This window comes from Brachybacterium atlanticum, assembly GCF_025669985.1.
Lineage (GTDB): Bacteria > Actinomycetota > Actinomycetes > Actinomycetales > Dermabacteraceae > Brachybacterium > Brachybacterium conglomeratum.
In genome coordinates this window covers 1-20,925 of record NZ_JAKJJW010000026.1, presented here as the reverse complement: position 1 = coordinate 20,925, position 20,925 = coordinate 1, and the positions used below count along the sequence as shown (strand labels likewise).

Below are 20,925 nucleotides of genomic sequence, written 5' to 3'. Positions count from 1 at the left end.
TGGTGACCCGCCGTACCGACCCCGAGGCCGGCCGCGCCGCGCTCGCGGCCTGGGCGAGAGATCCCGCGGCCGCGCGCCGCCCGGTGCTCGCCCCCGCCGTGCGGCACACCCTGGAGCTCTTCGCCGAGGAGCATCCCGGCGGTGCCGTGGAGCTGCGGGTCCCGCCCTACGCCGCGGTCCAGGCCATCGCCGGCACCCGCCACACCCGCGGCACCCCGCCCGCCGTGGTCGAGACCGACGCCGCGACCTGGCTCGCTCTCGTCACCGGAGACCTGACCTGGGCCGACGCCGTCGCGGACGGCCGGGTCACCGCGTCGGGCGAGCGCAGCGACCTCTCCGAGCTGCTGCCCCTGCCCGGCCCGCGACGCACGGTCCGCACCGCCGGCGGCACCGGCGGGCGGCCCGCCGGCGGCGAGGCGCCGAACGACGACGGGTCGGCCCCGGACCGCGGCGAGCAGACCGCCGAGGAGACGCGATGAGCCCCGCCGTCGAGATCGCCGTGGAGGACCTCGCCGGCCTCGAGGTCGCCGCGCTCGCCGGCGCCGACCGGATCGAGCTGTGCCAGGACCTCGACCTCGGCGGCACCACCCCCGCGCCCGAGCTCGTCGAGCCGGCCGTGCGCCGCGCCCGCGAGCTCGTCGCCGCCCGGGACGCGAAGCCCCACCTCGACGTGCACGCGCTGATCCGCCCCCGGGCGAGCAGCGCGGACTTCTTCGGCAGGCCGACCGAGTTCGCGGCCGACGCCGACGCGACCTGGCAGATGGCGGACCAGGCGGCCGCCGTCGTCGACGCCGGCGCCGCGGGCGTCGTGCTCGGGGTGCTGACCGAGGCCGGCGAGCTCGACCTCCCCGCCCTCGAAGCCGTGCGCGACAGCGCCCTCCTCGCCGCCCAGCGCGCCGGCCGCGGACTGACCCTCACCCTGCACCGCGCCGTCGACGCGATGCCCTCGCGCGAGGCCCGCGTCGCCGCCGTCCAGGCCGCGATCGGCCTCGGGATCCACCGAGTTCTCAGCTCGGGAGGGCAGGCTCGGGCCCTCGACGGCGCCGACGACCTCTCCGCGATGGTCGACGCCGCCGAGGACCTCGTCGAGATCTGCGCCGGGGGAGGGGTCCGCCCCGCCGACGTCGTGGACCTCGTCCGACGCTCCGGCGTCGGCTCCGTGCACCTCTCCGCCCGTCGGCGGCCCGGTGCGCCCGTCGAGCCCGACGCCCCCGAGACCCTGACCGACCCGGCGATCGTCGCCGCGGCGGTCGATGCCGCAGGAGAGCTGTGAACACCGTGAACACCACCGAGAACCCCCAGTCCCGTCTCGAGGACGAGGATCGCGAGCACCTGACGGGCCGCACGGACGCCGCGGAGGATGCCGTCGACTCGGCCCCCACCGCTGACCCGACCGACGCCGACGGGGCCGGGGAGGCAGAGGAGGCCGGGAGTCCGCGCACCGCGCTCTACGTCCGCCGTCGGCGCGCCCCCGCCCTCGGGTTCTGGGTCCTGCTGTCCTTCCTGGTGCCCGGGGTCCTGGCCCTGCTGAGCGTGCCGCTGTTCGGCTTCGGCGACCTCCGCGGCGTCGTGAACTTCGTGCTGCTGGCGATGGTCGTGATCGGGCTCCCGCTCGCCGCGATCGCCTCGTTCGTCGACGCGCGCCGCCACCGCCGCGAGGACCGCCGCCGCGGCTGAGCGCCCGCATCCCCGGGCCGAGTGCACGCATCCCGCGGTCGAGCGCACGCCTCCCGCCCCGGGGACCGCGTGGGCGGGCGGGTGCCGCACCCCTGCCTGCCGCGCCCTGCCCGCGGGACGGACCGCACGGCGGCGGCGGGTCCTCGCTGTGGCATCATGGACCGGTGGCACGCGGCGACGGAAAACTCTCCCATGACCTGCTCCCCGGGGAGAAGGGCCCGCAGGACGCCTGCGGGGTCTTCGGCGTCTTCGCCCCCGGCGAGGACGTCTCGAAGCTGACCTACTACGGGCTGTACGCGCTGCAGCACCGCGGACAGGAGTCCGCGGGCATCGCGACCTCCGACGGCTCGCAGATCCTGGTCTACAAGGACATGGGACTGGTCTCCCAGGTCTTCGACGAGACCTCCCTCGGCACCCTCCAGGGGCACATCGCGATCGGGCACACCCGCTACGCGACCACCGGCGGGTCCGTCTGGTCCAACGCCCAGCCGACCCTCGGCCCCCGGCACGAGGGCACCGTGGCGCTCGCCCACAACGGCAACCTCGTCAACACCGAGGAGCTGCTCGAGCTGATCCACGAGCGGCAGGGCACGCCCCGCACCGGCGAGCTCGCCCGCGGCAACACCACCGACACCGCCCTGGTCACCGCGCTGCTGAACTCCGAGGGCACCCTCGCCGACTCGCTGCGCGAGGTCATGCCGCACCTGCGCGGCGCCTACTGCTTCACCCTCATGGACGAGACCGCGCTGTACGCGGCGCGGGACCCGCAGGGCATCCGCCCGCTGGTGCTGGGCCGGCTCGAGCGCGGCTGGGTCATCGCCTCGGAGACCGCGGCGCTGGACATCTGCGGTGCGAGCTTCGTGCGCGAGGTCGCCCCCGGCGAGATGGTCATCGTCGACGAGCAGGGCCTGCACAGCGAGCAGGTCGTCCCCGCGGAGCCCAAGGGCTGCGTGTTCGAGTACGTGTACCTCGCCCGTCCCGACACCCGCATCGCCGGACGCAGCGTGAACGAGTCCCGCGCCGAGATGGGCCGCCAGCTCGCCCGCGAGCACCCCGTCGAGGCCGACCTGGTCATCCCCACCCCCGAGTCCGGGACCCCTGCCGCGATCGGCTACGCCCAGGAGTCCGGTATCCCCTACGGGCAGGGCATGGTCAAGAACGCCTACGTGGGCCGCACCTTCATCCAGCCCTCCCAGACCATCCGCCAGCTCGGCATCCGCCTGAAGCTCAACCCGCTGCGCGAGGTGATCCAGGGCAAGCGCCTCGTGGTCATCGACGACTCCATCGTGCGCGGGAACACGCAGCGCGCCGTGGTGCGGATGCTGCGCGAGGCCGGCGCCGCCGAGGTCCATGTGCGGATCTCCTCGCCGCCGGTGCGCTGGCCCTGCTTCTACGGCATCGACTTCGCCTCCCGGGCCGAGCTCATCGCCAACGGCCTGGGCATCGAGGAGATCGCCCGCTCGCTCGGCGCGGACTCGCTCGGCTACATCTCCGAGGAGGGGATGATCGCCGCCAGCGGCCAGCTTGAGGAGCGGCTGTGCACCGCCTGCTTCTCCGGGAAGTACCCGGTCGCCCTGCCGGAGCCCGTCGCCCGGGCACAGGGCATCCTCCAGGCTCGCCCCGGCGAGCCGGCCGCCGTCGGGAAGGACGCATGAACACCACCCCCCGCCCCGCCTCGGGCGACGCGATCACCTACGCCTCCGCCGGTGTCGACACCGCTGCGGGCGACCGTGCCGTCGAGCTGATGAAGGAGGCCGTCGCGGCGACGCACGGCCCCGACGTCCTCGGCGGGATCGGCGCCTTCGCCGGGCTCCTCGACGTCTCCGCGCTGAAGGAGTACCGCCGCCCGCTGCTCGCCTCCTCGACCGACGGCGTCGGCACGAAGATCGCGATCGCGCGCGCCCTCGACGTGCACGACACGATCGGCCAGGACCTGGTCGGCATGGTCATCGACGACATCGTCGTGGTCGGCGCCGCACCGCTGGCGATGACCGACTACATCGCCTGCGGCGCCGTGGTGCCCGAGCGGATCGCCGACATCGTGCGCGGGATCGCCGAGGGATGCCGCCTCGCGGGCTGCGCCCTCGTCGGCGGGGAGACCGCCGAGCACCCGGGGCTGATGTCCGCCGAGGACTACGACGTCGCGGGCGCCGCGGTCGGCGTGGTCGAGGCCGACGACCTGCTGGGCCCCGACCGGGTGCGCCAGGGCGACGTCGTGATCGGCATGGACGCCTCCGGCCTGCACTCCAACGGGTACTCCCTGGTCCGCGCCGTGGTCTCCGCCGCCGGGCTCACCCTCGAGCAGCGCGTCGAGGACTTCGGCCGCACGCTGGGGGAGGAGCTCCTGGAGCCCACCCGCATCTACACCGCGGACCTGCTGGCCGTGCTGCGCGACGCCCGCACCGTCGGCGCGGTCCACGCCCTCAGCCATGTCACCGGCGGCGGGCTCGCCGCGAACCTCGCCCGGGTCATGCCGCACGGCCTCGCGGCCCGCGTGGACCGCGCCCTCTGGGAGCCGACCCCCGTGTTCTCCCGCGTCGCCGGGTGGGGCTCCGTCCCGCAGCTCGACCTCGAGGGCACGCTGAACATGGGCATCGGCATGGTCGCCCTGGTCGCGCAGGAGCAGGCCGACCAGGTCCTGGCCGTGCTCGCCGAGCGCGGCCTCGGTGCCCGCGCGATCGGCGAGGTCGTGGCCGAGGAGTCCCTGCCCGAGCCCGGCCATGTGCTCGAGCACGTCGTCGCCGGCGCCAAGGGCGTCGAGGGCGGCGCGGTCATGCTCGCCGGCCAGCACCCCGGCTGGGCCTGAGCGGCCACCCCGCACACAGCAGGAGGGCCGACCCATCAGGTCGGCCCTCCTGGTGTGCGGGGGCTCCGCGGAGCCTGCCGCGCGCCGCTCAGCGGCGATGTGCGGACGGGGCGTCCTCGTCGGCCCAGTCCTCGGCGTCCTCGCCCCAGTCGTCCCCGTCGGCGGAGGAGGTCTCGCTCCGCTGAGACTGCAGCTCCCGCTGCAGCGCTGAGAGATCCGTCGGCGGGCTGTAGTACTTGAGGTCTCGTGCCACCTTGGTGTGCTTGGCTTTCTGTCGGCCGCGACCCATGGATCTGACCCCCTGTGCGTCGGGTGCCGGGTGTGCTCGACGACCCGGAGGATGGCATTAGTTTCGGATGCCCAGAGTACATGGTCGCTCCGGCCGACGGCGAACCGCGACCCTCCGGACGTGCCCGACGTCCCTTCTGCGGCGCCCGGTGTGACGGGCGGAGCACCGCCCGGTGAAGGAATTGGGCGTTTCGCGGCCCGCCTTCTACCGGCCCATACACCGTACCGGGTAGTCTTATCTCGGTACTCGAGTGCAGTGGGGACCCCCGTCCCGTCTCGAGCCGTCTCCCCCAGCGAAAGGTCTCCTCCTCGATGAACGCTTCCACGGATCAGCACCCCGGTGGAGTGCCCGACGGGGACGACGCCGCTGAGCTGATGACGCCCGCGGAGGTCGCGAGCATGTTCCATGTGGACCCCAAGACGGTCACGCGCTGGGCCCAGGCGGGCAAGCTCACCTACATGCGCACCCTCGGCGGTCACCGCCGCTACCGCCGCGGCGAGGTCGTCGAGCTGCTGCGGGAGAGCTCCAAGGACGTGTGAGCACCGACCCGGTGCTCGGAGCGGGCTACACGCTCCACCGGATCGACCTCGGCAGCGACGACGAGGGACCGCTGCAGGCGAGCCTCATCCACCGCGAGCCCGTCCCGGGCGACGCTCCCCGCACCGGACGGACCCCGCCCGTGCTGCTGATGCACGGCTGGTCGGACTACGTCTTCGACCGTGACCTGATGGACCACCTCGGCGCCCGCGGCCACGACGTCTGGGGCCTGGACCTGCGCAAGTGCGGCCGCAGCATCCTGCCCGGTCAGACTCCCACCGAGATCGACCACCTCAGCCGGTACGACGAGGAGATCGGAGCGTCGCTGCGCCGCATCGGCCGCAGCTCGCCCCCGGTGATCCTCGCCCACTCCGCGGGAGGACTCGTCGCGACGCTCTACGCGCTGCGCCATCCCGGCGCGGTCCGGGGCCTCGCCCTGAACTCGCCGTGGCTCGAGATGCATCTCGGACCGGGCGCGCGGAAGCTGCTCGAGGGCCCGGTGCAGCTGCTGGCCCGCCGGCTGAGGACCAGGCCCATCCTCCCCGTCGGCGACGACAGCTACGCCCGTGCCACCCATCGTGACCTGGGCGGTGACTACGACTACGACCTCGAGCTGAAGCCGCCCGGGGGCCACCGCTTCCCCGCCAGCACCCTCCGGGCGATGCTCGATGGGCACCGGCGTCTGGCGGCCGCCGGCCCGCTCGCCGTACCGGCGCTGGTCCTGCACTCGGACCGCACCGCGATCACGTCACGACGGGGCGAGCGCGCCCTCCGCGCCGACACCGTCCTGGACGTGCGCTCCCTCGCCGCGGCCGCGCGGCGGCTCGGCCCCCGGGTGCGGATCGTGCCCGTCGACGGGGCGCGGCACGACGTCTTCCTCTCCGATCCGCCGGTGCGGGCGACGGCGATCGAGATCCTCGACGACTGGCTGGCCACGGATCTGCTCTCAGCGCCTACGATGATCGGGACAGGCCGCACCGCGGGACCCGACGCCTCCGAGACCGGGGCCTCGTGACCCTCGAGACCTCGTGACAAGGAGGAGCACGATGACCGCGGACCCCCATGGCCTCAGAGCCCTCGCCGATGCCCAGCGCCGTGGGGCGGATCGGCTCACCCTCCTGCGCCTGCGCCTGGCGAACACGCTGGCCGAGGCCGGTCGCGCGGAGCAGCCCGAGGTCCGCGAGATCGGGGAGCAGGTCCACGAGCGCTGGACCCGCGAGGAGCATCCCGAGCTGGGACGCCTGGTCACGGGTCTGCGCGCGGCTGCGAAGCAGCTCGACCAGGAGGCGGTCCGGGCGGAGCGGCTCAGCGGCCGCCGCATGGGCGGCTACACCGGCGCCGGCTTCCTGGGGCGCGGCAGGGAGGCGAGCCGTCACGTGCACGAGGTCGCCGCGGTCGTCGCCGCCGAGCCCGCCTTCGTCGGCACCGAGCACGGGGCGAGCATCGGCGGCTTCCCGCTGCAGCCGAGCGTCCGGGAGGGTTTCCTCGCGCATCCCTCCTCCGCCCTCGGCATCGAGACCCCCGACTTCGACGAGGACGACGAGGGCTGAGCGGCGACGCGGCCCCGGCCCGCGCCCGGCCGGTGCCGACGCGACGCCCGTGCCGCCGCCGCGGGACGCGTCAGCGCCGCGCGGGAGTCCGCGTGAGCGCCGCGGGCACGGCGACCGCCCCGGCCAGCAGCGGCACCACCAGCATCGCGACCAGCAGCAGGAGCATCGCGGCGGCGGCATCGGCCGAGCCCACCCCGAGGCCGACCAGTGCCGCCCCGCTGACGGTCTCGGAGATCCCCGCACCGCCCGGCGTCAGCGGCACCAGCGCGAGCACCCTGCCCAGCGCGAAGACGGCGAGGACGAACAGCGCGGGCACCTCGGCGCCGACCGCCTCGATCGCGAGCCACAGGGCGGCGAGCTGGAGCGCCCGCGCCGCGAGCGTGGGCAGCGCGAGCGAGGGGAGCCGGCGCCGCAGCATCCCCACCAGCGCCTCCCGCTGGTGGAGGATCTCCGCCGACGCCCCGGCGGGGAGCATCCCGTCGGCCTGTGCGAGCAGCGCCGTGAGCACGCCGCGGCGCAGCAGCACCGCGCTGAGGACGAGGGCGATCACGGCGCCGGCTGCGGCCACGGCGGCCGCCCACAGCCAGCCGGCGGCGAGCGCGCCGGCCGGGGTGAGGGCGGAGCCGAGCAGGTAGGAGCCGGCGCCCAGCAGCGGCACCAGCACCGAGGTGATCGCCATCTCGACCAGCGAGGCGGCGAGGATGCCGGTGAGCACCACGGGCAGGGCGATCCCGCTGCGACGCAGGACCCAGGCCAGCAGTCCCAGACCCAGCACGGACCCGCCCGGCAGGGCGAGCGCGGCACCCTGGGAGGCGACGTGGCCCTGCAGCACGGGGGAGGGGCGGGAGCCGGGCACCGCGGCGCGGACCGTCATCGCCTCCAGCAGCAGCGCCCCCGCGCCGAACACGAGCATCGCGGGCACGGACCACCACGGCAGCGCGGCGAGGCTCGCGACGATCTCGTCCCAGCTCGCGCCGGTCGCCCACGGCAAGCCCCAGACCAGCAGGGCGATCACCAGCAGGCCCGAGGCCGCCGCGGCGAGCAGGCGCCCGGCGCCGGGACGCTCCGGCGGGGCGGAGCCGAGGTCCTCGGTGAGCATCGCGAGCCGCTGCGGGCTGCGGACCGCCCGCGAGGCCCGGTCCGTGCTCCGCGCCGGCTCTGCGCTCTCGGGGGGCTCCGGTGCGGGGTCCTGGGGGCCGGGAGGTGCCTCTGACATGCGGTGATTCTCGCACGCTGTGTCGCTGGAGTTCCCAGGCCCGGGATCTAACATGGTGTCATGTCCTTCCTGATCTCGCTCTTCGTCGTGCTGCACATGATCTGCTGGGCCGTGGCGCTCGGCACCTGGTTCGCCTCCGCCCGCACCCGCGTCCCGAACAAGGGGATGGCCCATGCCACCGCGGGCGCGCTCGTGTTCGGCATCGTCCTGGCCGCCCTCGTCTCCATCGGCGGCGACCCGAACCACATGAAGCTCGGCATCAAGCTGCTCCTGGCGATCGTCGCCACCGTCCTCGCCTACATCGCGAACAGGAAGCAGACCGAGACCCCCTCGGCCGTCTGGTTCGGCATCCCCACCGCGATCATCGTCAACATCATCGTGGCGGTCTTCGTCTGATCCGATCCCCGCGGGGGGCCTCCCGCGGAGCGACGGAGCCGCGGGCGGTGCCCGCGGCGACGAGGGAGCCCACCTCCCCTCCACCGCGACCTCCGTCCCCACGGGGCCCGGCAGCACACCCGCTGTCGGGCCCCGCGCCTATCCTGGAGGCCTCATGAGCTCACTCTTCGACGACCTCTCGCTGCCCGACGCCTTCCGCCGCCTGGACGGCGTGCAGGTGACGCCCTCGGCCCTGCCCTCCCGGGCCGCGGCCGACGACGACGCTCGCGCCGACGGACGCACCGACGGCGAGGAGATGCACCGCGAGGAGGAGGCCCCGGACCTGCTCGACCGCGAGCCGCCGCCCGAGCACGAGGAGCCCCCGTACGAGGAGGAGCCGCCCTACGAGGACGAGCCGCCGCGGGAGGAGCCCGCGCCCGTCGCCGCCCCGCCCGCCCCGGCGCCGTCCCGTCGTCGGGTCCCGGCGGACTCACCCGCCCTCGCCGAGCTCGTCGACGGCCTGAACCCCGCCCAGCGCGAGGCGGTCGAGCACCGGGGCAGCCCGCTGCTGATCGTCGCCGGCGCCGGCTCCGGCAAGACCCGCGTGCTCACCCGCCGCATCGCCCACCTGCTGCGCGCCGGCGAGGCGCTGCCCGGCGAGATCCTCGCGATCACCTTCACCAACAAGGCCGCCGCCGAGATGCGCGAGCGCGTCGAGGAGCTGATCGGCCCCGCCGCCCGCTCGATGTGGGTCTCCACCTTCCACAGCGCCTGCGTGCGCATCCTGCGCCGCGACGCCGCCGCGGCCGGGCTGAAGAGCTCCTTCACGATCTACGACAGCGCCGACTCGCTGCGCCTGATCACCACGATCGCCAAGGACCTCCAGCTCGACACCAAGAAGCACGCCCCCCGCGCGCTCGCCTCCCGCATCTCGACGCTGAAGAACGACCTCGTGGACCCGATCGACTTCGCCGATCAGGCCGAGAGCGCGAAGAACCCGTTCGAGAAGACGCTCGCGAAGATCTTCACGAACTACACCGAGCGCCTGCGCCAGGCCAACGCCGTCGACTTCGACGACCTGATCGGCCTGACCGTCGCGCTGCTGCGCGAGAACCCCGCGATCCGCGAGGGCTACCGGCGCCGCTTCCGCCACCTGCTGGTGGACGAGTACCAGGACACCAACACCGCCCAGTACCAGCTGGTGCGGGAGCTGGTGGGGGAGGACCCGCGCGCCGATCTCACCGTCGTCGGCGACTCCGACCAGTCGATCTACGCCTTCCGCGGTGCGACGATCCGCAACATCATCGAGTTCGAGCAGGACTTCCCCTCCGCGCGCACCATCGTGCTGGAGCAGAACTACCGCTCGACCCAGAACATCCTCACCGCCGCGAACGCGGTGATCGAGGAGAACCAGGGCCGCCGCAAGAAGAACCTCTGGACCGACCAGGGCGAGGGGGAGCAGATCACCCTCTACGTCGCCGACGACGAGCAGTCCGAGGCCCGCTACATCGGCCGTCAGATCGACGCGCTCGTGGACGACGGCCGTCGTGCCGGGGACATCGCGATCTTCTACCGCGCCAACGCCCAGTCCCGGGCGCTGGAGGACCAGCTGATCCGCGTGGGCCTGCCGTACCGCGTGGTGGGCGGCACGCGCTTCTACGAGCGGCGCGAGATCAAGGACGCGATCGCCTACCTGCAGGTGCTCGCCAACCCCGCCGACGAGATCAACCTGCGCCGCATCCTCAACGTCCCCAAGCGCGGGATAGGCGACCGCGCCGAGGCCGCGATCGCGATGCTCGCCGAGCGGGACCGGATCAGCTTCGGGGAGGCGCTGCGCCGCGCGGAGGAGGCGCCGGGCATCGCGACCCGCTCGCTGAACGCCGTGCGCACCTTCGTGGCGATGCTCGAGGACCTCCAGGCGATGGCCGAGCGCGGCGATGGCCCCGCCGAGCTGCTCGAGGCGATCCTCACCCGCTCCGGCTACTACGCCGAGCTGCAGGGCAGCGACGACCCGCAGGACGAATCCCGCCTGGAGAACCTCGCCGAGCTGATCAGCGTGGCCGCGGAGTTCGAGGCGCAGATGGAGGAGCTCGACGCGCTCGCCAGCGAGATGGAGGACGAGGAGGGCGACGCCGCCGCGGCCGGGGGCGCGGAAGGCGCTGCCGAGGCCGAGGAGGATGCAGCCGCCGAGGGCACAGCGGACGCAGCCGCGGCGGGCTCCGCGGACGCGGTCGCCGAGGCGCCCGGCGCGGTCGTCGCCGGAGCGGCCCCCGTTTCCGACCCCGTCGGCGCCGACATCGCCCCGGACGCGGCGCTGACCGCGCCGGACGATCCCGAAGCGAGCCTCGTGGACCGCTTCCTGGAGAAGGTCTCCCTCGTCGCGGACGCCGACCAGCTGCCAGGGGAGGAGGACCAGTTCGTCACCCTCATGACCCTGCACACCGCCAAGGGCCTCGAGTTCCCGGTCGTGTTCCTCACCGGCATGGAGGACGGAACCTTCCCCCACAACCGCACGCTCCAGGATCCCGACGAGCTCGAGGAGGAGCGGCGACTGGCCTACGTGGGCATCACCCGCGCCCGCGAGAAGCTCTATCTCACCCGCGCGCAGATGCGCTCGATGTGGGGACAGTCCCAGTACATGCCCGCCAGCCGCTTCCTCGACGAGGTGCCGGAGGAGGTCCTGGACGTGGCGCGCGCCGGCTCCACCCTCGGCGGCGCCGGGTTCGGCGGCGGAAGCTTCTCCGGCGGCTCCGGCTTCGGCGGCGGTCGCCCCGGGGGCCGGGGGCCGTCCTTCAGCGGCGGGGTCGGCGGCGGCCGCTCCGACGTGAAGCGCCCCAGCTTCGGATCCGGTCGCACCGCCACGCCCACCGACAAGCTCCCGCAGCTCGCCGTCGGCGACCGCGTCACCCACGACTCCTTCGGGATGGGCACGGTCGCGGAGGTCTCCGGACAGGGCGACAAGACGCAGGTCGAGGTCCAGTTCCGCGACCCCCACGGCCGCAAGCGCCTGCTACTGCGCTACGCCCCGCTGACCAAGCTCTGAGCGGGCCGGCGCGCGGGCCGCGCGCCGCAAGGGCGAGCCGCGGCGGTCAGGGGCCGGCGACCAGCTCGACCTCGATGCCGTGAGGGTCCTCCGCGTACCAGGCGGTGTGGTCCCCGCCGCCCGCATGCGGGTAGTGCTCCGCGAACAGCTCCCGCCAGCCGTGCCCGGGCCCTTCCCGTCGGACCCGGTCCAGCAGCTCGCGGTCCCGCACCCGCAGCGCGAGATGGTTCATGCCTGGGGCGCGCCGCTCGGCGCGCTCGCCGCGCACGTCCTCGGACTGCTCGAGGACGAGATGGGAGCCGTCGGCGTGGCGCCAGATCCGCCCGAGCTCCCAGCCCTCGACGCGCTCGGCCCGCCAGCCCAGCGTGGTCATCAGCCAGTGCCAGGCCGGCTCCGAGACGGCGAGGTCCGCGGTCCAGAGCTCGAGGTGGTGCAGGCCGGAGGAGGGCGACGGTGCGTTCATGGGGCCGACGGTATCCCGCGGCCACGCCCGCTCCGAGCACCGCCGACTCTCTGAGGGGGCGGGCGTCCGGCAGCGCACGGGCGACGTCCGGCCACGGACGGTGCGCGGCCGCGGGAATGCTCAGGCCGTAACGCGGATCAGGGCGCGAGCGCCTCGCTCCATCTCCACGAAGGAGTGGTTCACCGCGGTGTAGGTGCCGGGCTCGTCGAAGACCAGCTCCACGAACCCGCCCTGGGCCGCGGCGAGATCGAGCGCCTGCGCCCCGCCGCCCTCGCCGTCCTCGGGACGCAGCAGATAGGCGCCCTCCTTGAAGACGGTGTCGAACACCCCGCCGACGACGTGGAAGGAGATCCCGCGCGACGGGCCCGCGGCGAGCACCCACAGCCGCACCCGCTCGCCCACCCGAGCCTCGAGCGGGGAGCGGACGTACTGGGTGGCATGGCCGTTGAAGACCGTGAGGTCGGGGCGCTCGGAGGCGATCTTCACGGGGCTCACCGGCAGGGCGCCCTCGTGCGTCGTCGACTCGGAGCCGGGAGCGCCGACGGGCACGAGATAGTGCTCGGACTGCACCAGCACGAACTCCCGCTCGACGGGCGCGAGCTCCGGCGGCGGGACCACGAGCGCGCCGACCATCCCGGCGGACAGGTGCACCGACATCGGCATGGTCGAGCAGTGGTAGAGCCAGATCCCGGCATGGTCGGTGGTGATCGCGTACTCCAGCTGCTCGCCCGGCGGGATCGTGCGCATGGCCTGGTCGGGGGAGACGCGGCCCGCGTGCAGGTCGAGGGAGTGCCCCATCGACCCATGATTGACCAGGTCGACGGTCAGGCGCGCCCCGAGCTCGGAGCGCAGCACCGGCCCGACGACGGCGCCGCCGTAGGTCATCGCGTCCATGGTCACGCCCGGTGCGATCTCGGCGGCGACCTCGACGACCTCCAGGGTGACCCGCTGCTGCGGACCGGTCGCGGCAGGGAGGCGGGCATCGCGCACGGCGACGCCCGGTCCAGGGGCGGCCATCATGTCGGCGCCCACGCGGGCGAGCTCGTCGTGCCCGGACGCCGCGGCCACGGCGCCCCCGACGGCGGACGTGCCCGCCGCGGCACCGGTCGCGACGACGCTCAGCGTCATGCCCATCGCGCGATGGCCGACGATCGAGCACCATCCCTCCATTCCATGGGCGACCACGCCGCCGTCGAGGACCGTCGACTCGCCCGGCTGCAGGCGCCCCGAGGTCGCGCCGGTGGCGAGCACGAGGTCGTGCACGTCGTGCGGATCGTCGTTGCTCAGCTCGATGACCAGGGTGTTCCCGGCGGGGACCTCGAGCCGGTCGGGCGTGAACCGCATCTCGGCCATGGACACCGAGATCGTGGTGGTCTCCCCGGTGGGCGTCACCGCGGCGGTGCCCGCGGTGCCGGAGGCGTCGGGGATCGAGCCCTGGGAGCGGTCCAGGGAGCCGCCGAGCGCGGTCGCCCCGAGCACGGAGCCGAGGCCCAGCAGCGCGCCGGTCAGCGCACGTCGGTCCACAGACGCTGCGGCGGCGGGAGCGAGCCCGGTCCCGGACCCCGTCGGCGGGCCGACGGAGGGCGGCGGGCCGACCGATGGCGACCGCAGCGTGCTGCGTGTGGGGGAGACCGCTGTGGCGGGCTCCGGGCGGCCCGGCGTCGGCAGCGGCACGGCGGTGCCGCGCAGCCGCGAGCTCGTCCGCACCGCGAGAACCAGCAGCACCACGAAGCTCACCAGCACCGCGAAGCCGAGCAGGGAGAGGAGCACCCGAGAGAACGAGCCGAAGCCCGCGACCTCCGCGGTGCCGAGCGTGAGCGCGGAGAACAGCGCCCCGGAGCCGGCCGTGGCCCGTTCGGCGAGCACGAACAGGGCCACGACGAGGTTGTACGCCACCACGCGCAGCACCGCGCCGCGGCTCATCACCGCCAGCGCCGCCGTCGTCGCGCGGGGACCGCCGCCCAGGGTCACCGGCAGCAGATGGCTCATCGCCCCCAGCAGCACCTGCAGCAGGAAGCCGGCGACGAAGGGGACGGTGAGCTGCTGCACGTCGGCGGCGACGAGGGAGCTCGCCATCTGCGCATCGGCGGAGCGCCACCACATCACCAGCAGGCCCGCGGTGGTCAGCGCGAACCAGCCCGTCCCCGCCGCGATCGACAGGATCGGGAACGGAGCGAGCGGCACCCGGCGCTCCTGGCGCACGCCGTGCACCCCGACCCGCACGAGCGTCACCGCGACCCAGGCGAAGGAGCCGAGATAGGCGAGCAGCGCCGCGCAGCCCAGCAGGGTGGAGCCGATCAGCGCCCCGGCGACCGCGCCGAGGACGGCCAGGAACATGCCCAGCAGTCCGCCCGCGGCCCGGGTCGCCGCGGCGAGCTCGATGCGCGTGCGCAGCACGGTGGGCCACAGGGTCAGCAGCGTGCCGGTCACGGTCAGGCCCACGAACCCCAGCACGTTCACGATCTGGTGGGCGAGCATCAGCCGTCCCTGCCAGGGCTCGCCCGGGCTGAACGCCATCACCGCGCCGAGCAGCGCACCGACGGGGAGCAGACAGGCCGCAGTGATGTAGGCCCTCACCGTGAACGCGAAGCGCGGCGCGAGCGCGGCCCGGATCTGCGCGCCGAGCGTGGCGGCGTACCAGAGCAGCGCCGCGGAGACGGCCAGCGCGCCGAGCACCACCAGCCACGGCCATCCCGGCAGCATCCCGGCGATCGTCACCACCACCCCGGCGGTGAGCAGCCGCAGCCTCGCCAGCTGGCGCGGGCGGGACTCCTCGCCCAGGCGGGTCTTCAGCAGCGCCTCGGTGAAGTGCTGCCCCCAGACCATGATCGAGGTGGTGATCAGTCCCAGCGTGACCATGTGGACCATCAGCCAGCGAGCCTGCGGCAGCCACTGGTGCACCAGGACCACCACGACCAGAGCGAGCATCCAGCCCATCACGGGGCGGGCGGCACGTCGATGCCAGGCACCGCGCCCGGTGGCGGGGGAGCGCCTGGCGGGACGAGGGTCAGGAGCGGGGGAGGAGGACTCGGAGGATGACGGCCCGGGAGCCGACGGGACAGGGGAGGACGGCACGGTGCAGGACCACCTCAGGCGTGATCCCGGTCCGGGCGGCGGGCGACCGGTCGGGGACGGGCAGGGACCGTTCCAGACTAGGACGGGCCGACGACGCCCTGTCAGGCCATGGTCCCGACGTCACGGCACAGCGCTCGGCCGCTCGGGCCACCGCGTCACGGTCTGGTCGTCACGTGTCCCGGGCGGGGCGGACCGATGCTCACTCGGGAGCGGCGTGCGCGGCGGTCGACGCGCGCTCAGCGGTCGCGGGGGTCCTCGGTCCGGTCGAGCCGCTCCTTGCTGCGCTTCCACTGCGCGTACAGGCCCGCGCCGAAGCTCACCACCACGATCAGCCCCACGGCGATCAGCACGGTGGTGAAGGGGATCGGGATCCCGGCGGCGGCGAGCACCGCCCAGATCACCACCAGCGAGAGGCCGATCAGCAGGGCGTCGCGCAGGGCGCGCATGATGCGCGGGAAGATGTTCGCGCGCTCGGCGTGCCGGCTCGCGACGGCGTAGTACGCGGCGGCCTCGCGGCGCATCTCCTCGCCGGAGGGGCGGGGGCGCTGAGCGGTGCGGGTCCCGCCGTCCCGGTCCGCGGAGCGGCGCCGGCCCTCCGGAGCGGCGGAGCGATGCTCGTCCTCCCGCTCCCCACGGGCTTCCCGGTCCCCGCCATGGTCACGGTCCCGATCGACGTCGCGCTCGAGGTACGCGTCGCGCTCGTCGGCTCCGGCCGACGCACGGCGTCCGTCCTCGCGCCAGCCCTCGTCGACCGCGCGGCCGGCGGCGCGCACATAGCCGCCGGCACGGTCACCGGCCCTGTGGGCGGCGTCCTTCGCGGCAGGGGCCTGCTTGCGGGCGGTGTTCCGCGCCGCCTTCACGTAGGTCTTCCAGTCGGCCATCGCTCTCCTCGCCTCAGCGGTGCCAGTCGCCGCGGTCCCGCGGGTCCAGGTGCTCGAAGCGCCGGTCGTCTCGGGGGCGCCGGTCGTCCTCGCGGAAGCGGATGTCCCCGCCGCCACGGGGCTCCCGCTGCGGACGCGGGTTCCGGGCACGGCGCTCGTAGTAGTACGACAGGGCGACGTTCAGCGCGAGGGTGATGCCCACGGACAGCACGAAGCCGCCCAGGGTCGAGCGCATGCCCAGCAGGCGCAGCACGATGAACAGCACCCCGATGGCGACGATGCTGAATCCGAGGTGGTCTCGCACGCGCTGGACGAGGCTGCGGGAACGGCGGCTCATCGTCCCATCGTAGACGCGGCGCCTGGACGCGAGCCGGACGGGATGAGAGTCGCGCCACAGTCCCCTCCTGTGCCGGGCCCGGGTCCGGCGGGGCCTGCGGACGCGTTACCCTGGCGGTGTTCCCAGGGGTGGCATCGAGGCCAGTGCGGCCTGCCGCCCACTGCCGACATCGAGAGGAAAAGCACCCCGTGGACCTGTATGAGTACCAGGCCCGCGATCTCTTCGAGAAGCACGGCGTGCCCGTGCTCGGAGGAGTCGTCGCGGAGGACCCCGCAGCCGCCAAGGCCGGCGCAGAGAAGCTCGGCACCCCGGTCGTCGTCGTCAAGGCCCAGGTGAAGACCGGTGGTCGTGGCAAGGCCGGCGGCGTGAAGGTCGCCAAGTCCCCCGAGGAGGCGGAGCAGAAGGCCTCCGAGATCCTCGGCATGGACATCAAGGGCCACACCGTGCACCGCGTGATGATCGCGGCCGGTGCGGACATCGCCGAGGAATACTACTTCTCGCTCCTGCTGGACCGCGCCAACCGCAACTACCTGGCCATGTGCTCGGTCGAGGGCGGCATGGAGATCGAGCAGCTCGCCGTCGAGCGGCCCGAGGCCCTCGCCCGCGTGGCCGTCGACCCCAACGTCGGGATCGACGAGGCCAAGGCGAAGGAGATCGTCGAGGCAGCGAAGTTCGACGCCGAGACCGGCGCGAAGGTCGCCCCCGTGCTGCAGAAGCTGTGGGACGTCTACCGCGAGGAGGACGCGACGCTCGTCGAGGTCAACCCGCTGGTCAAGACCGGCGCCGGCGACATCGTCGCGCTGGACGGCAAGATCACCCTGGACGACAACGCCGCGTTCCGCCACGAGGCCCACGCCGAGCTCGTCGACGTCACCTCCGAGGACCCGCTGGAGACCAAGGCGAAGGCCCTGGACCTCAACTACGTCAAGCTCGACGGCGAGGTCGGCATCATCGGCAACGGCGCAGGGCTGGTCATGTCCACCCTCGACGTGGTCGCCTACGCCGGCGAGAAGCACGGCGTCAAGCCCGCGAACTTCCTGGACATCGGCGGCGGCGCGAGCGCCGAGGTCATGGCCAACGGCCTCGACGTCATCCTCGGCGACGAGCAGGTCTCGGCCGTGTTCGTCAACGTCTTCGGCGGCATCACCGCGTGCGACGCGGTCGCCAACGGCATCGTCGGCGCCCTGAAGAAGCTCGGCGACGCGGCGACCAAGCCGCTCGTCGTCCGCCTCGACGGCAACAACGTCGAGGAGGGCCGCAAGATCCTCGCGGACTTCGCCCACCCCCTCGTCACCCAGGCCGACACCATGGACGGCGGCGCCGCGAAGGTCGCCGAGGCCGCCGCCGCAGGAAAGTGAGCAGCACCCGACATGTCTATCTTCCTTGATGAGAACAGCAAGGTCATCGTCCAGGGCATGACGGGCTCGGAGGGCATGAAGCACTCCCAGCGCATGCTCGACTCCGGCACGAACATCGTCGGCGGCGTGAACCCGCGCAAGGCCGGCCAGTCAGTGTCCTTCGAGGGCGGCGCCGAGGTGCCCGTCTTCGGCACCGTGGCGGAGGCCATGGAGGCCACCGGCGCGAACGTCTCGGTGGTCTTCGTGCCGCCGAAGTTCGCCAAGTCCGCCGCGCTCGAAGCTATCGACGCCGAGATCCCGCTCCTGGTGATCATCACCGAGGGCATCCCGGTCAAGGACTCCGCCGAGTTCTTCAACTACTCGCAGGCCAAGGGCACGACCCGCATCATCGGGCCGAACTGCCCCGGTCTGATCAGCCCCGGCAAGTCCAACGCGGGCATCACCCCCTCGAACATCACCGGTGCGGGCAAGCTGGGCCTGGTCTCCAAGTCCGGCACCCTGACCTACCAGATGATGTACGAGCTGGCCGACATCGGCTTCACCACCGCCATCGGCATCGGCGGCGACCCGGTCATCGGCACCACCCACATCGATGCGCTGAAGGCCTTCGAGGCCGACCCCGACACCGCCGGCATCGTCATGATCGGCGAGATCGGCGGCGACGCCGAGGAGCGCGCGGCCGAGTACATCAAGGCCAACGTCACCAAGCCGGTCGTCGGCTACGTCGCGGGCTTCACCGCCCCGGAGGGCAAGACGATGGGCCACGCCGGCGCGATCGTGTCCGGCTCAGCCGGCACCGCGCAGGCGAAGAAGGAGGCCCTCGAGGCCGCCGGCGTCAAGGTGGGCAAGACCCCCACCGAGACCGCCGATCTCATGCGCGAGATCATCAAGGGCCTCTCCTGATCCCTCCCGCCCAGCGCTCCTGAGCGCGCGAGGCCTTCGTGCCCCGGACCCGCACGGGTCCGGGGCACGTCGCCGTCCAGGGGAGGAGCGGTGCCGTGGCCCGACGGGCAGGTCTCAAGCGCTGAGTCGTTCCGGACCGCAGGGGCAGGGTGCGGATCTCCTCCGGGAGGAGGAGGCGCCTCCGTGCGGCCGCAGGGCAGGATCGGGGCATGACCGCTGCTCCTGCCCATCGCCCCGCCTCCTCCGATCGCGGGCCCGGTGCAGGCCGCGCTGTCCGTCCCTCCGATCCTGCGCCCGCCGGCGGACCCGGTGCGGACCCCACCGTCCCTCCCGCTGATCCTGGGCCCACCGGCCGGACCGCCCGAGCGGACAGCCCCGTCGTCGTCGGCATCCTGCTGGCGCTGTTCGTCCTCGCGATCGCGGTGACGGCCTGGCGCCATCCCGACGGGGTGGTGGTCTCCCGGGATCCCGGCTACGCCCCGATGCCGGTCCTCCTCCTGCTCGTCCCGGCACTGGCCGCGATGGCGCTCACCGCGCTGCTGCCGCGGGGGCGCGGCGCGGCGGAGCTGAGCGTGCGACGAGGTTACGCCCTGCGCGCCGAGACGGCGGTGCTGCTGGGCCTGGTCCTCGCCTTCCCGCTGCTCGTGCCGCTGCTGCCCACGGGCGAGGACTACGTGCTGGTGAAGGCCGCGCTGTTCCTGCTGGTCCCGTCGGTCGTGCTCGCGCTGTCCGCCCGGCGCAGAGGCGCCTCGCTCATGATCCGACGACCCGAGGTCGGCGCAGCGGTGATCGCACTGCCCGCCCTCGTGCTGGGCGTGCTCTCGACCGTCGGCCCCTTCTCCTCGGGCGGCCCCGCGAGCTGGCCGCCCCTCGAGGTCCTGCTGATCGCGGCGACGGCGACCGCGATCACCGCCGGTCTCGGCGAGGAGCTCATCTACCGCCGCTTCCTGCAGACCCGCCTCGAGGCGCTGCTCGGCCCGTGGACCGGACTGCTGCTCGCCTCGCTGCTGTTCGGCCTCATGCACGTCCTCAGCCACGGGGGAGGGGCCTGGTGGGAGAGCGCCGCGCAGGTGATCGCGCTGCAGGGCACCACTGGGATCGCGCTGGGCCTGATGTGGCGGCGCTGGCGACGGCTGTGGGTGTGCGTCCTCGCCCACGTCCTGCTCAACGGGCTCGGGGTGCTGCTCCATCTCCTGGGGCTGCTGGGGTGAGGGCAGGGTGGGGAGCCGCGACCAGGGGATCCGTCGGTCCGATCCGACCCTGCCCCCGCTCGGCCCGGGGCGAACGGGGCGTCCGACGTCGGCGCGCCCGATAAGCTGGACCTCGCCAGTCGCGCTGACCGAGGAGGGGCCTGTGTCCGGAGATCTCATCGACACCACCGAGATGTACCTGAAGACGGTGTTCGAGCTCCACGAGGCCGGGATCGCCCCGATGCGCGCCCGCATCGCCGAACGGCTCGGGCACTCCGGACCCACCGTCTCCCAGACGGTCGCCCGGATGGAGCGCGACGGGCTGCTCCACCTCGACGACCAGCGGCGCATCCGCCTCACCGCCGAGGGCACCGAGGTCGCCACCGACGTCATGCGCAAGCACCGCCTCGCCGAACGGCACCTGCTGGACGTGATCGGGCTGGACTACGCCCACGTCCACGAGGAGGCCTGTCGCTGGGAGCACGTGATGAGCCTCGAGGTCGAGAAGCGCCTCGCCCGCCAGATCACCCCGCCCTACGTCGACCCCTACGGCAACCCCATCCCCGGCCTCGCGGCCCTCGGGATCGAGGAGACCCAGGCCACGGACGAGGGTAAAGACGAGACCTCCGCAGTCCAGGAGCTGCGCGGCGCGGTCGTGGACGGCCAGAGCCGCGAGGTCCGCCTCGAGCGCATCGGCGAGCGACTCCAGAGCGATGTCGACCTGCTCGGCGAACTCGCACGTCACGGCATCCTTCCCGGTGCACGGCTCGCAGTGGAGCGGGTGGGGGCGAGCGTCGTCGTCCACGGCCCCGAGGGCGGGGAGGTGGCGATCGGCGACCTCGACGCCGACCAGCTCCACGTGACTCCGATCGCCGCCGGGTAAAGCCTCCGTCAAGCCCTTCCCCAGAAGCTTCCAGTCATCCTGACGAGGGCGCGACCAGCCCTTAGTCTCGAGGGCGTGTCGCGGCGCAGAGGTCCGCGACATCCCTTCCGGAAGCCCCACCGCGCACCGGAGAACAGGGTGCGAGACGTGACCACGCGCGGGGGCTGAGCCCGGGGCTGGGAGCGATTCGTGTCGAACACCGTGCACCACACCCACCGCCGCGCTATGCGCACCGTCACCCCCGTCTCCCGCGCCGGCCGCGCAGGGGCCGGAGCGGCGATGGCCGCGGCGATGCTGTTCGGTGGCGCCGCCGCCGCGACCGCCGAGCCGCAGGCCGAGCCC

20 protein-coding genes are annotated in these 20,925 nt (G+C 73.6%); 14 read left to right on the top strand and 6 right to left on the bottom strand.

From position 1 onward, the window contains the following. The first annotated feature begins 2 nt into the window (after positions 1-2). The 5 genes from L3K22_RS12350 to purM all read left to right on the top strand — a co-directional run bounded on the left by L3K22_RS12350 (position 3) and on the right by purM (position 4,483). Positions 3-479 (top strand): sterol carrier family protein, encoded by a 477-nt coding sequence (locus tag L3K22_RS12350; RefSeq protein ID WP_308445936.1) that lies wholly within the window; start codon positions 3-5, stop codon positions 477-479. Continuing rightward, the gene (locus L3K22_RS12345; protein WP_263311632.1) at positions 476-1,273 is read left to right on the top strand and encodes a copper homeostasis protein CutC; all 798 of its coding nucleotides are present in this window, start codon (positions 476-478) and stop codon (positions 1,271-1,273) included. The genes L3K22_RS12350 and L3K22_RS12345 overlap by 4 nt, the downstream gene beginning before the upstream one ends. After that, positions 1,270-1,677 carry a hypothetical protein gene (locus L3K22_RS12340; protein ID WP_263311631.1) on the top strand — a complete coding sequence of 136 codons (408 nt, stop codon included), beginning with the start codon at positions 1,270-1,272 and terminating at the stop codon, positions 1,675-1,677. The genes L3K22_RS12345 and L3K22_RS12340 overlap by 4 nt, the downstream gene beginning before the upstream one ends. 164 nt (positions 1,678-1,841) lie before the next feature. Beyond that, positions 1,842-3,332, top strand: coding sequence for an amidophosphoribosyltransferase (purF, locus tag L3K22_RS12335; RefSeq protein ID WP_263311630.1), 1,491 nt, complete (start codon positions 1,842-1,844; stop codon positions 3,330-3,332). Next, positions 3,329-4,483, top strand: a complete 1,155-nt coding sequence (gene purM, locus L3K22_RS12330) for a phosphoribosylformylglycinamidine cyclo-ligase (protein WP_263311629.1) — start codon at positions 3,329-3,331, stop codon at positions 4,481-4,483. Before purF ends, purM begins: the two co-directional genes overlap by 4 nt. Before the next feature lie 88 nt (positions 4,484-4,571). Here purM and L3K22_RS12325 read toward each other — a convergent pair whose 3' ends face one another. Then, complete coding sequence (locus L3K22_RS12325; protein WP_029360640.1) at positions 4,572-4,772, bottom strand: DUF3073 domain-containing protein; 201 nt, start codon at positions 4,770-4,772, stop codon at positions 4,572-4,574. A gap of 311 nt (positions 4,773-5,083) precedes the next feature. On the opposite strand from L3K22_RS12325, the gene L3K22_RS12320 reads away from it, so the two are divergent. The 3 genes from L3K22_RS12320 to L3K22_RS12310 are packed head-to-tail and all read left to right on the top strand — an operon-like array spanning position 5,084 to position 6,859. Next, positions 5,084-5,311: a BldC family transcriptional regulator gene (locus L3K22_RS12320; protein WP_050815757.1), complete on the top strand. Its 228-nt coding sequence runs from the start codon at positions 5,084-5,086 to the stop codon at positions 5,309-5,311. After that, positions 5,308-6,324: an alpha/beta hydrolase gene (locus tag L3K22_RS12315; protein WP_263311628.1), complete on the top strand. Its 1,017-nt coding sequence runs from the start codon at positions 5,308-5,310 to the stop codon at positions 6,322-6,324. Before L3K22_RS12320 ends, L3K22_RS12315 begins: the two co-directional genes overlap by 4 nt. Before the next feature lie 31 nt (positions 6,325-6,355). Beyond that, the gene (locus L3K22_RS12310; RefSeq protein WP_263311627.1) at positions 6,356-6,859 is read left to right on the top strand and encodes a hypothetical protein; all 504 of its coding nucleotides are present in this window, start codon (positions 6,356-6,358) and stop codon (positions 6,857-6,859) included. Positions 6,860-6,929: 70 nt separating this feature from the next. Here the strand turns inward: L3K22_RS12310 and L3K22_RS12305 are convergent, their stop codons facing one another. Further along, a complete protein-coding gene (locus L3K22_RS12305) occupies positions 6,930-8,075 on the bottom strand; it encodes a lysylphosphatidylglycerol synthase domain-containing protein (protein WP_263311626.1) in 1,146 nt (381 codons plus the stop codon). Positions 8,076-8,135: 60 nt separating this feature from the next. Here L3K22_RS12305 and L3K22_RS12300 point away from each other — a divergent pair, with 60 nt between their 5' ends. After that, positions 8,136-8,471 carry a hypothetical protein gene (locus L3K22_RS12300; RefSeq protein ID WP_259883487.1) on the top strand — a complete coding sequence of 112 codons (336 nt, stop codon included), beginning with the start codon at positions 8,136-8,138 and terminating at the stop codon, positions 8,469-8,471. A 154-nt stretch (positions 8,472-8,625) separates the two neighbouring features. Continuing rightward, entirely contained in the window at positions 8,626-11,493 is a 2,868-nt protein-coding gene (locus L3K22_RS12295; RefSeq protein ID WP_263311625.1) for a UvrD-helicase domain-containing protein, read from the top strand. Between the two features lie 46 nt (positions 11,494-11,539). Here the strand turns inward: L3K22_RS12295 and L3K22_RS12290 are convergent, their stop codons facing one another. The 4 genes from L3K22_RS12290 to L3K22_RS12275 all read right to left on the bottom strand — a co-directional run bounded on the left by L3K22_RS12290 (position 11,540) and on the right by L3K22_RS12275 (position 16,249). After that, positions 11,540-11,956, bottom strand: a complete 417-nt coding sequence (locus tag L3K22_RS12290; RefSeq protein ID WP_259883489.1) for a VOC family protein — start codon at positions 11,954-11,956, stop codon at positions 11,540-11,542. Between the two features lie 120 nt (positions 11,957-12,076). Then, positions 12,077-14,893, bottom strand: coding sequence for a multicopper oxidase domain-containing protein (locus L3K22_RS12285; protein ID WP_263311624.1), 2,817 nt, complete (start codon positions 14,891-14,893; stop codon positions 12,077-12,079). Between the two features lie 374 nt (positions 14,894-15,267). Beyond that, a complete protein-coding gene (locus L3K22_RS12280; RefSeq protein ID WP_263311623.1) occupies positions 15,268-15,912 on the bottom strand; it encodes a hypothetical protein in 645 nt (214 codons plus the stop codon). Between the two features lie 13 nt (positions 15,913-15,925). Then, complete coding sequence (locus L3K22_RS12275) at positions 15,926-16,249, bottom strand: hypothetical protein (protein WP_263311622.1); 324 nt, start codon at positions 16,247-16,249, stop codon at positions 15,926-15,928. Between the two features lie 188 nt (positions 16,250-16,437). Between L3K22_RS12275 and sucC the strand changes: the two genes are divergently transcribed. The 4 genes from sucC (at position 16,438) to L3K22_RS12255 (ending at position 20,583) form a co-directional block, all read left to right on the top strand. Then, positions 16,438-17,607, top strand: a complete 1,170-nt coding sequence (sucC, locus tag L3K22_RS12270) for an ADP-forming succinate--CoA ligase subunit beta (protein WP_263311621.1) — start codon at positions 16,438-16,440, stop codon at positions 17,605-17,607. A 12-nt stretch (positions 17,608-17,619) separates the two neighbouring features. Next, the gene (gene sucD, locus L3K22_RS12265) at positions 17,620-18,510 is read left to right on the top strand and encodes a succinate--CoA ligase subunit alpha (protein ID WP_263311620.1); all 891 of its coding nucleotides are present in this window, start codon (positions 17,620-17,622) and stop codon (positions 18,508-18,510) included. A gap of 209 nt (positions 18,511-18,719) precedes the next feature. Beyond that, on the top strand, positions 18,720-19,721 hold the full coding sequence (locus tag L3K22_RS12260; RefSeq protein WP_263311619.1) for a CPBP family intramembrane glutamic endopeptidase: 1,002 nt from the start codon (positions 18,720-18,722) through the stop codon (positions 19,719-19,721). 142 nt (positions 19,722-19,863) lie between these two features. After that, positions 19,864-20,583, top strand: coding sequence for a metal-dependent transcriptional regulator (locus L3K22_RS12255; RefSeq protein WP_259883567.1), 720 nt, complete (start codon positions 19,864-19,866; stop codon positions 20,581-20,583). Positions 20,584-20,925: the final 342 nt, after the last annotated feature.

Excerpts from the sequence above, each read along its gene's own strand:
- L3K22_RS12345 (WP_263311632.1), top strand. The coding sequence starts at position 476 with ATGAGCCCCGCCGTCGAGATCGCCGTGGAGGACCTCGCCGGCCTCGAG.
- purM (WP_263311629.1), top strand. The coding sequence starts at position 3,329 with ATGAACACCACCCCCCGCCCCGCCTCGGGCGACGCGATCACCTACGCC.
- L3K22_RS12325 (WP_029360640.1), bottom strand. The coding sequence starts at position 4,772 with ATGGGTCGCGGCCGACAGAAAGCCAAGCACACCAAGGTGGCACGAGAC.
- L3K22_RS12320 (WP_050815757.1), top strand. The coding sequence starts at position 5,084 with ATGAACGCTTCCACGGATCAGCACCCCGGTGGAGTGCCCGACGGGGAC.
- L3K22_RS12310 (WP_263311627.1), top strand. The coding sequence starts at position 6,356 with ATGACCGCGGACCCCCATGGCCTCAGAGCCCTCGCCGATGCCCAGCGC.
- L3K22_RS12305 (WP_263311626.1), bottom strand. The coding sequence starts at position 8,075 with ATGTCAGAGGCACCTCCCGGCCCCCAGGACCCCGCACCGGAGCCCCCC.
- L3K22_RS12300 (WP_259883487.1), top strand. The coding sequence starts at position 8,136 with ATGTCCTTCCTGATCTCGCTCTTCGTCGTGCTGCACATGATCTGCTGG.
- L3K22_RS12295 (WP_263311625.1), top strand. The coding sequence starts at position 8,626 with ATGAGCTCACTCTTCGACGACCTCTCGCTGCCCGACGCCTTCCGCCGC.
- L3K22_RS12290 (WP_259883489.1), bottom strand. The coding sequence starts at position 11,956 with ATGAACGCACCGTCGCCCTCCTCCGGCCTGCACCACCTCGAGCTCTGG.
- L3K22_RS12285 (WP_263311624.1), bottom strand. The coding sequence starts at position 14,893 with ATGGGCTGGATGCTCGCTCTGGTCGTGGTGGTCCTGGTGCACCAGTGG.
- L3K22_RS12280 (WP_263311623.1), bottom strand. The coding sequence starts at position 15,912 with ATGGCCGACTGGAAGACCTACGTGAAGGCGGCGCGGAACACCGCCCGC.
- L3K22_RS12275 (WP_263311622.1), bottom strand. The coding sequence starts at position 16,249 with ATGAGCCGCCGTTCCCGCAGCCTCGTCCAGCGCGTGCGAGACCACCTC.
- sucD (WP_263311620.1), top strand. The coding sequence starts at position 17,620 with ATGTCTATCTTCCTTGATGAGAACAGCAAGGTCATCGTCCAGGGCATG.
- L3K22_RS12260 (WP_263311619.1), top strand. The coding sequence starts at position 18,720 with ATGACCGCTGCTCCTGCCCATCGCCCCGCCTCCTCCGATCGCGGGCCC.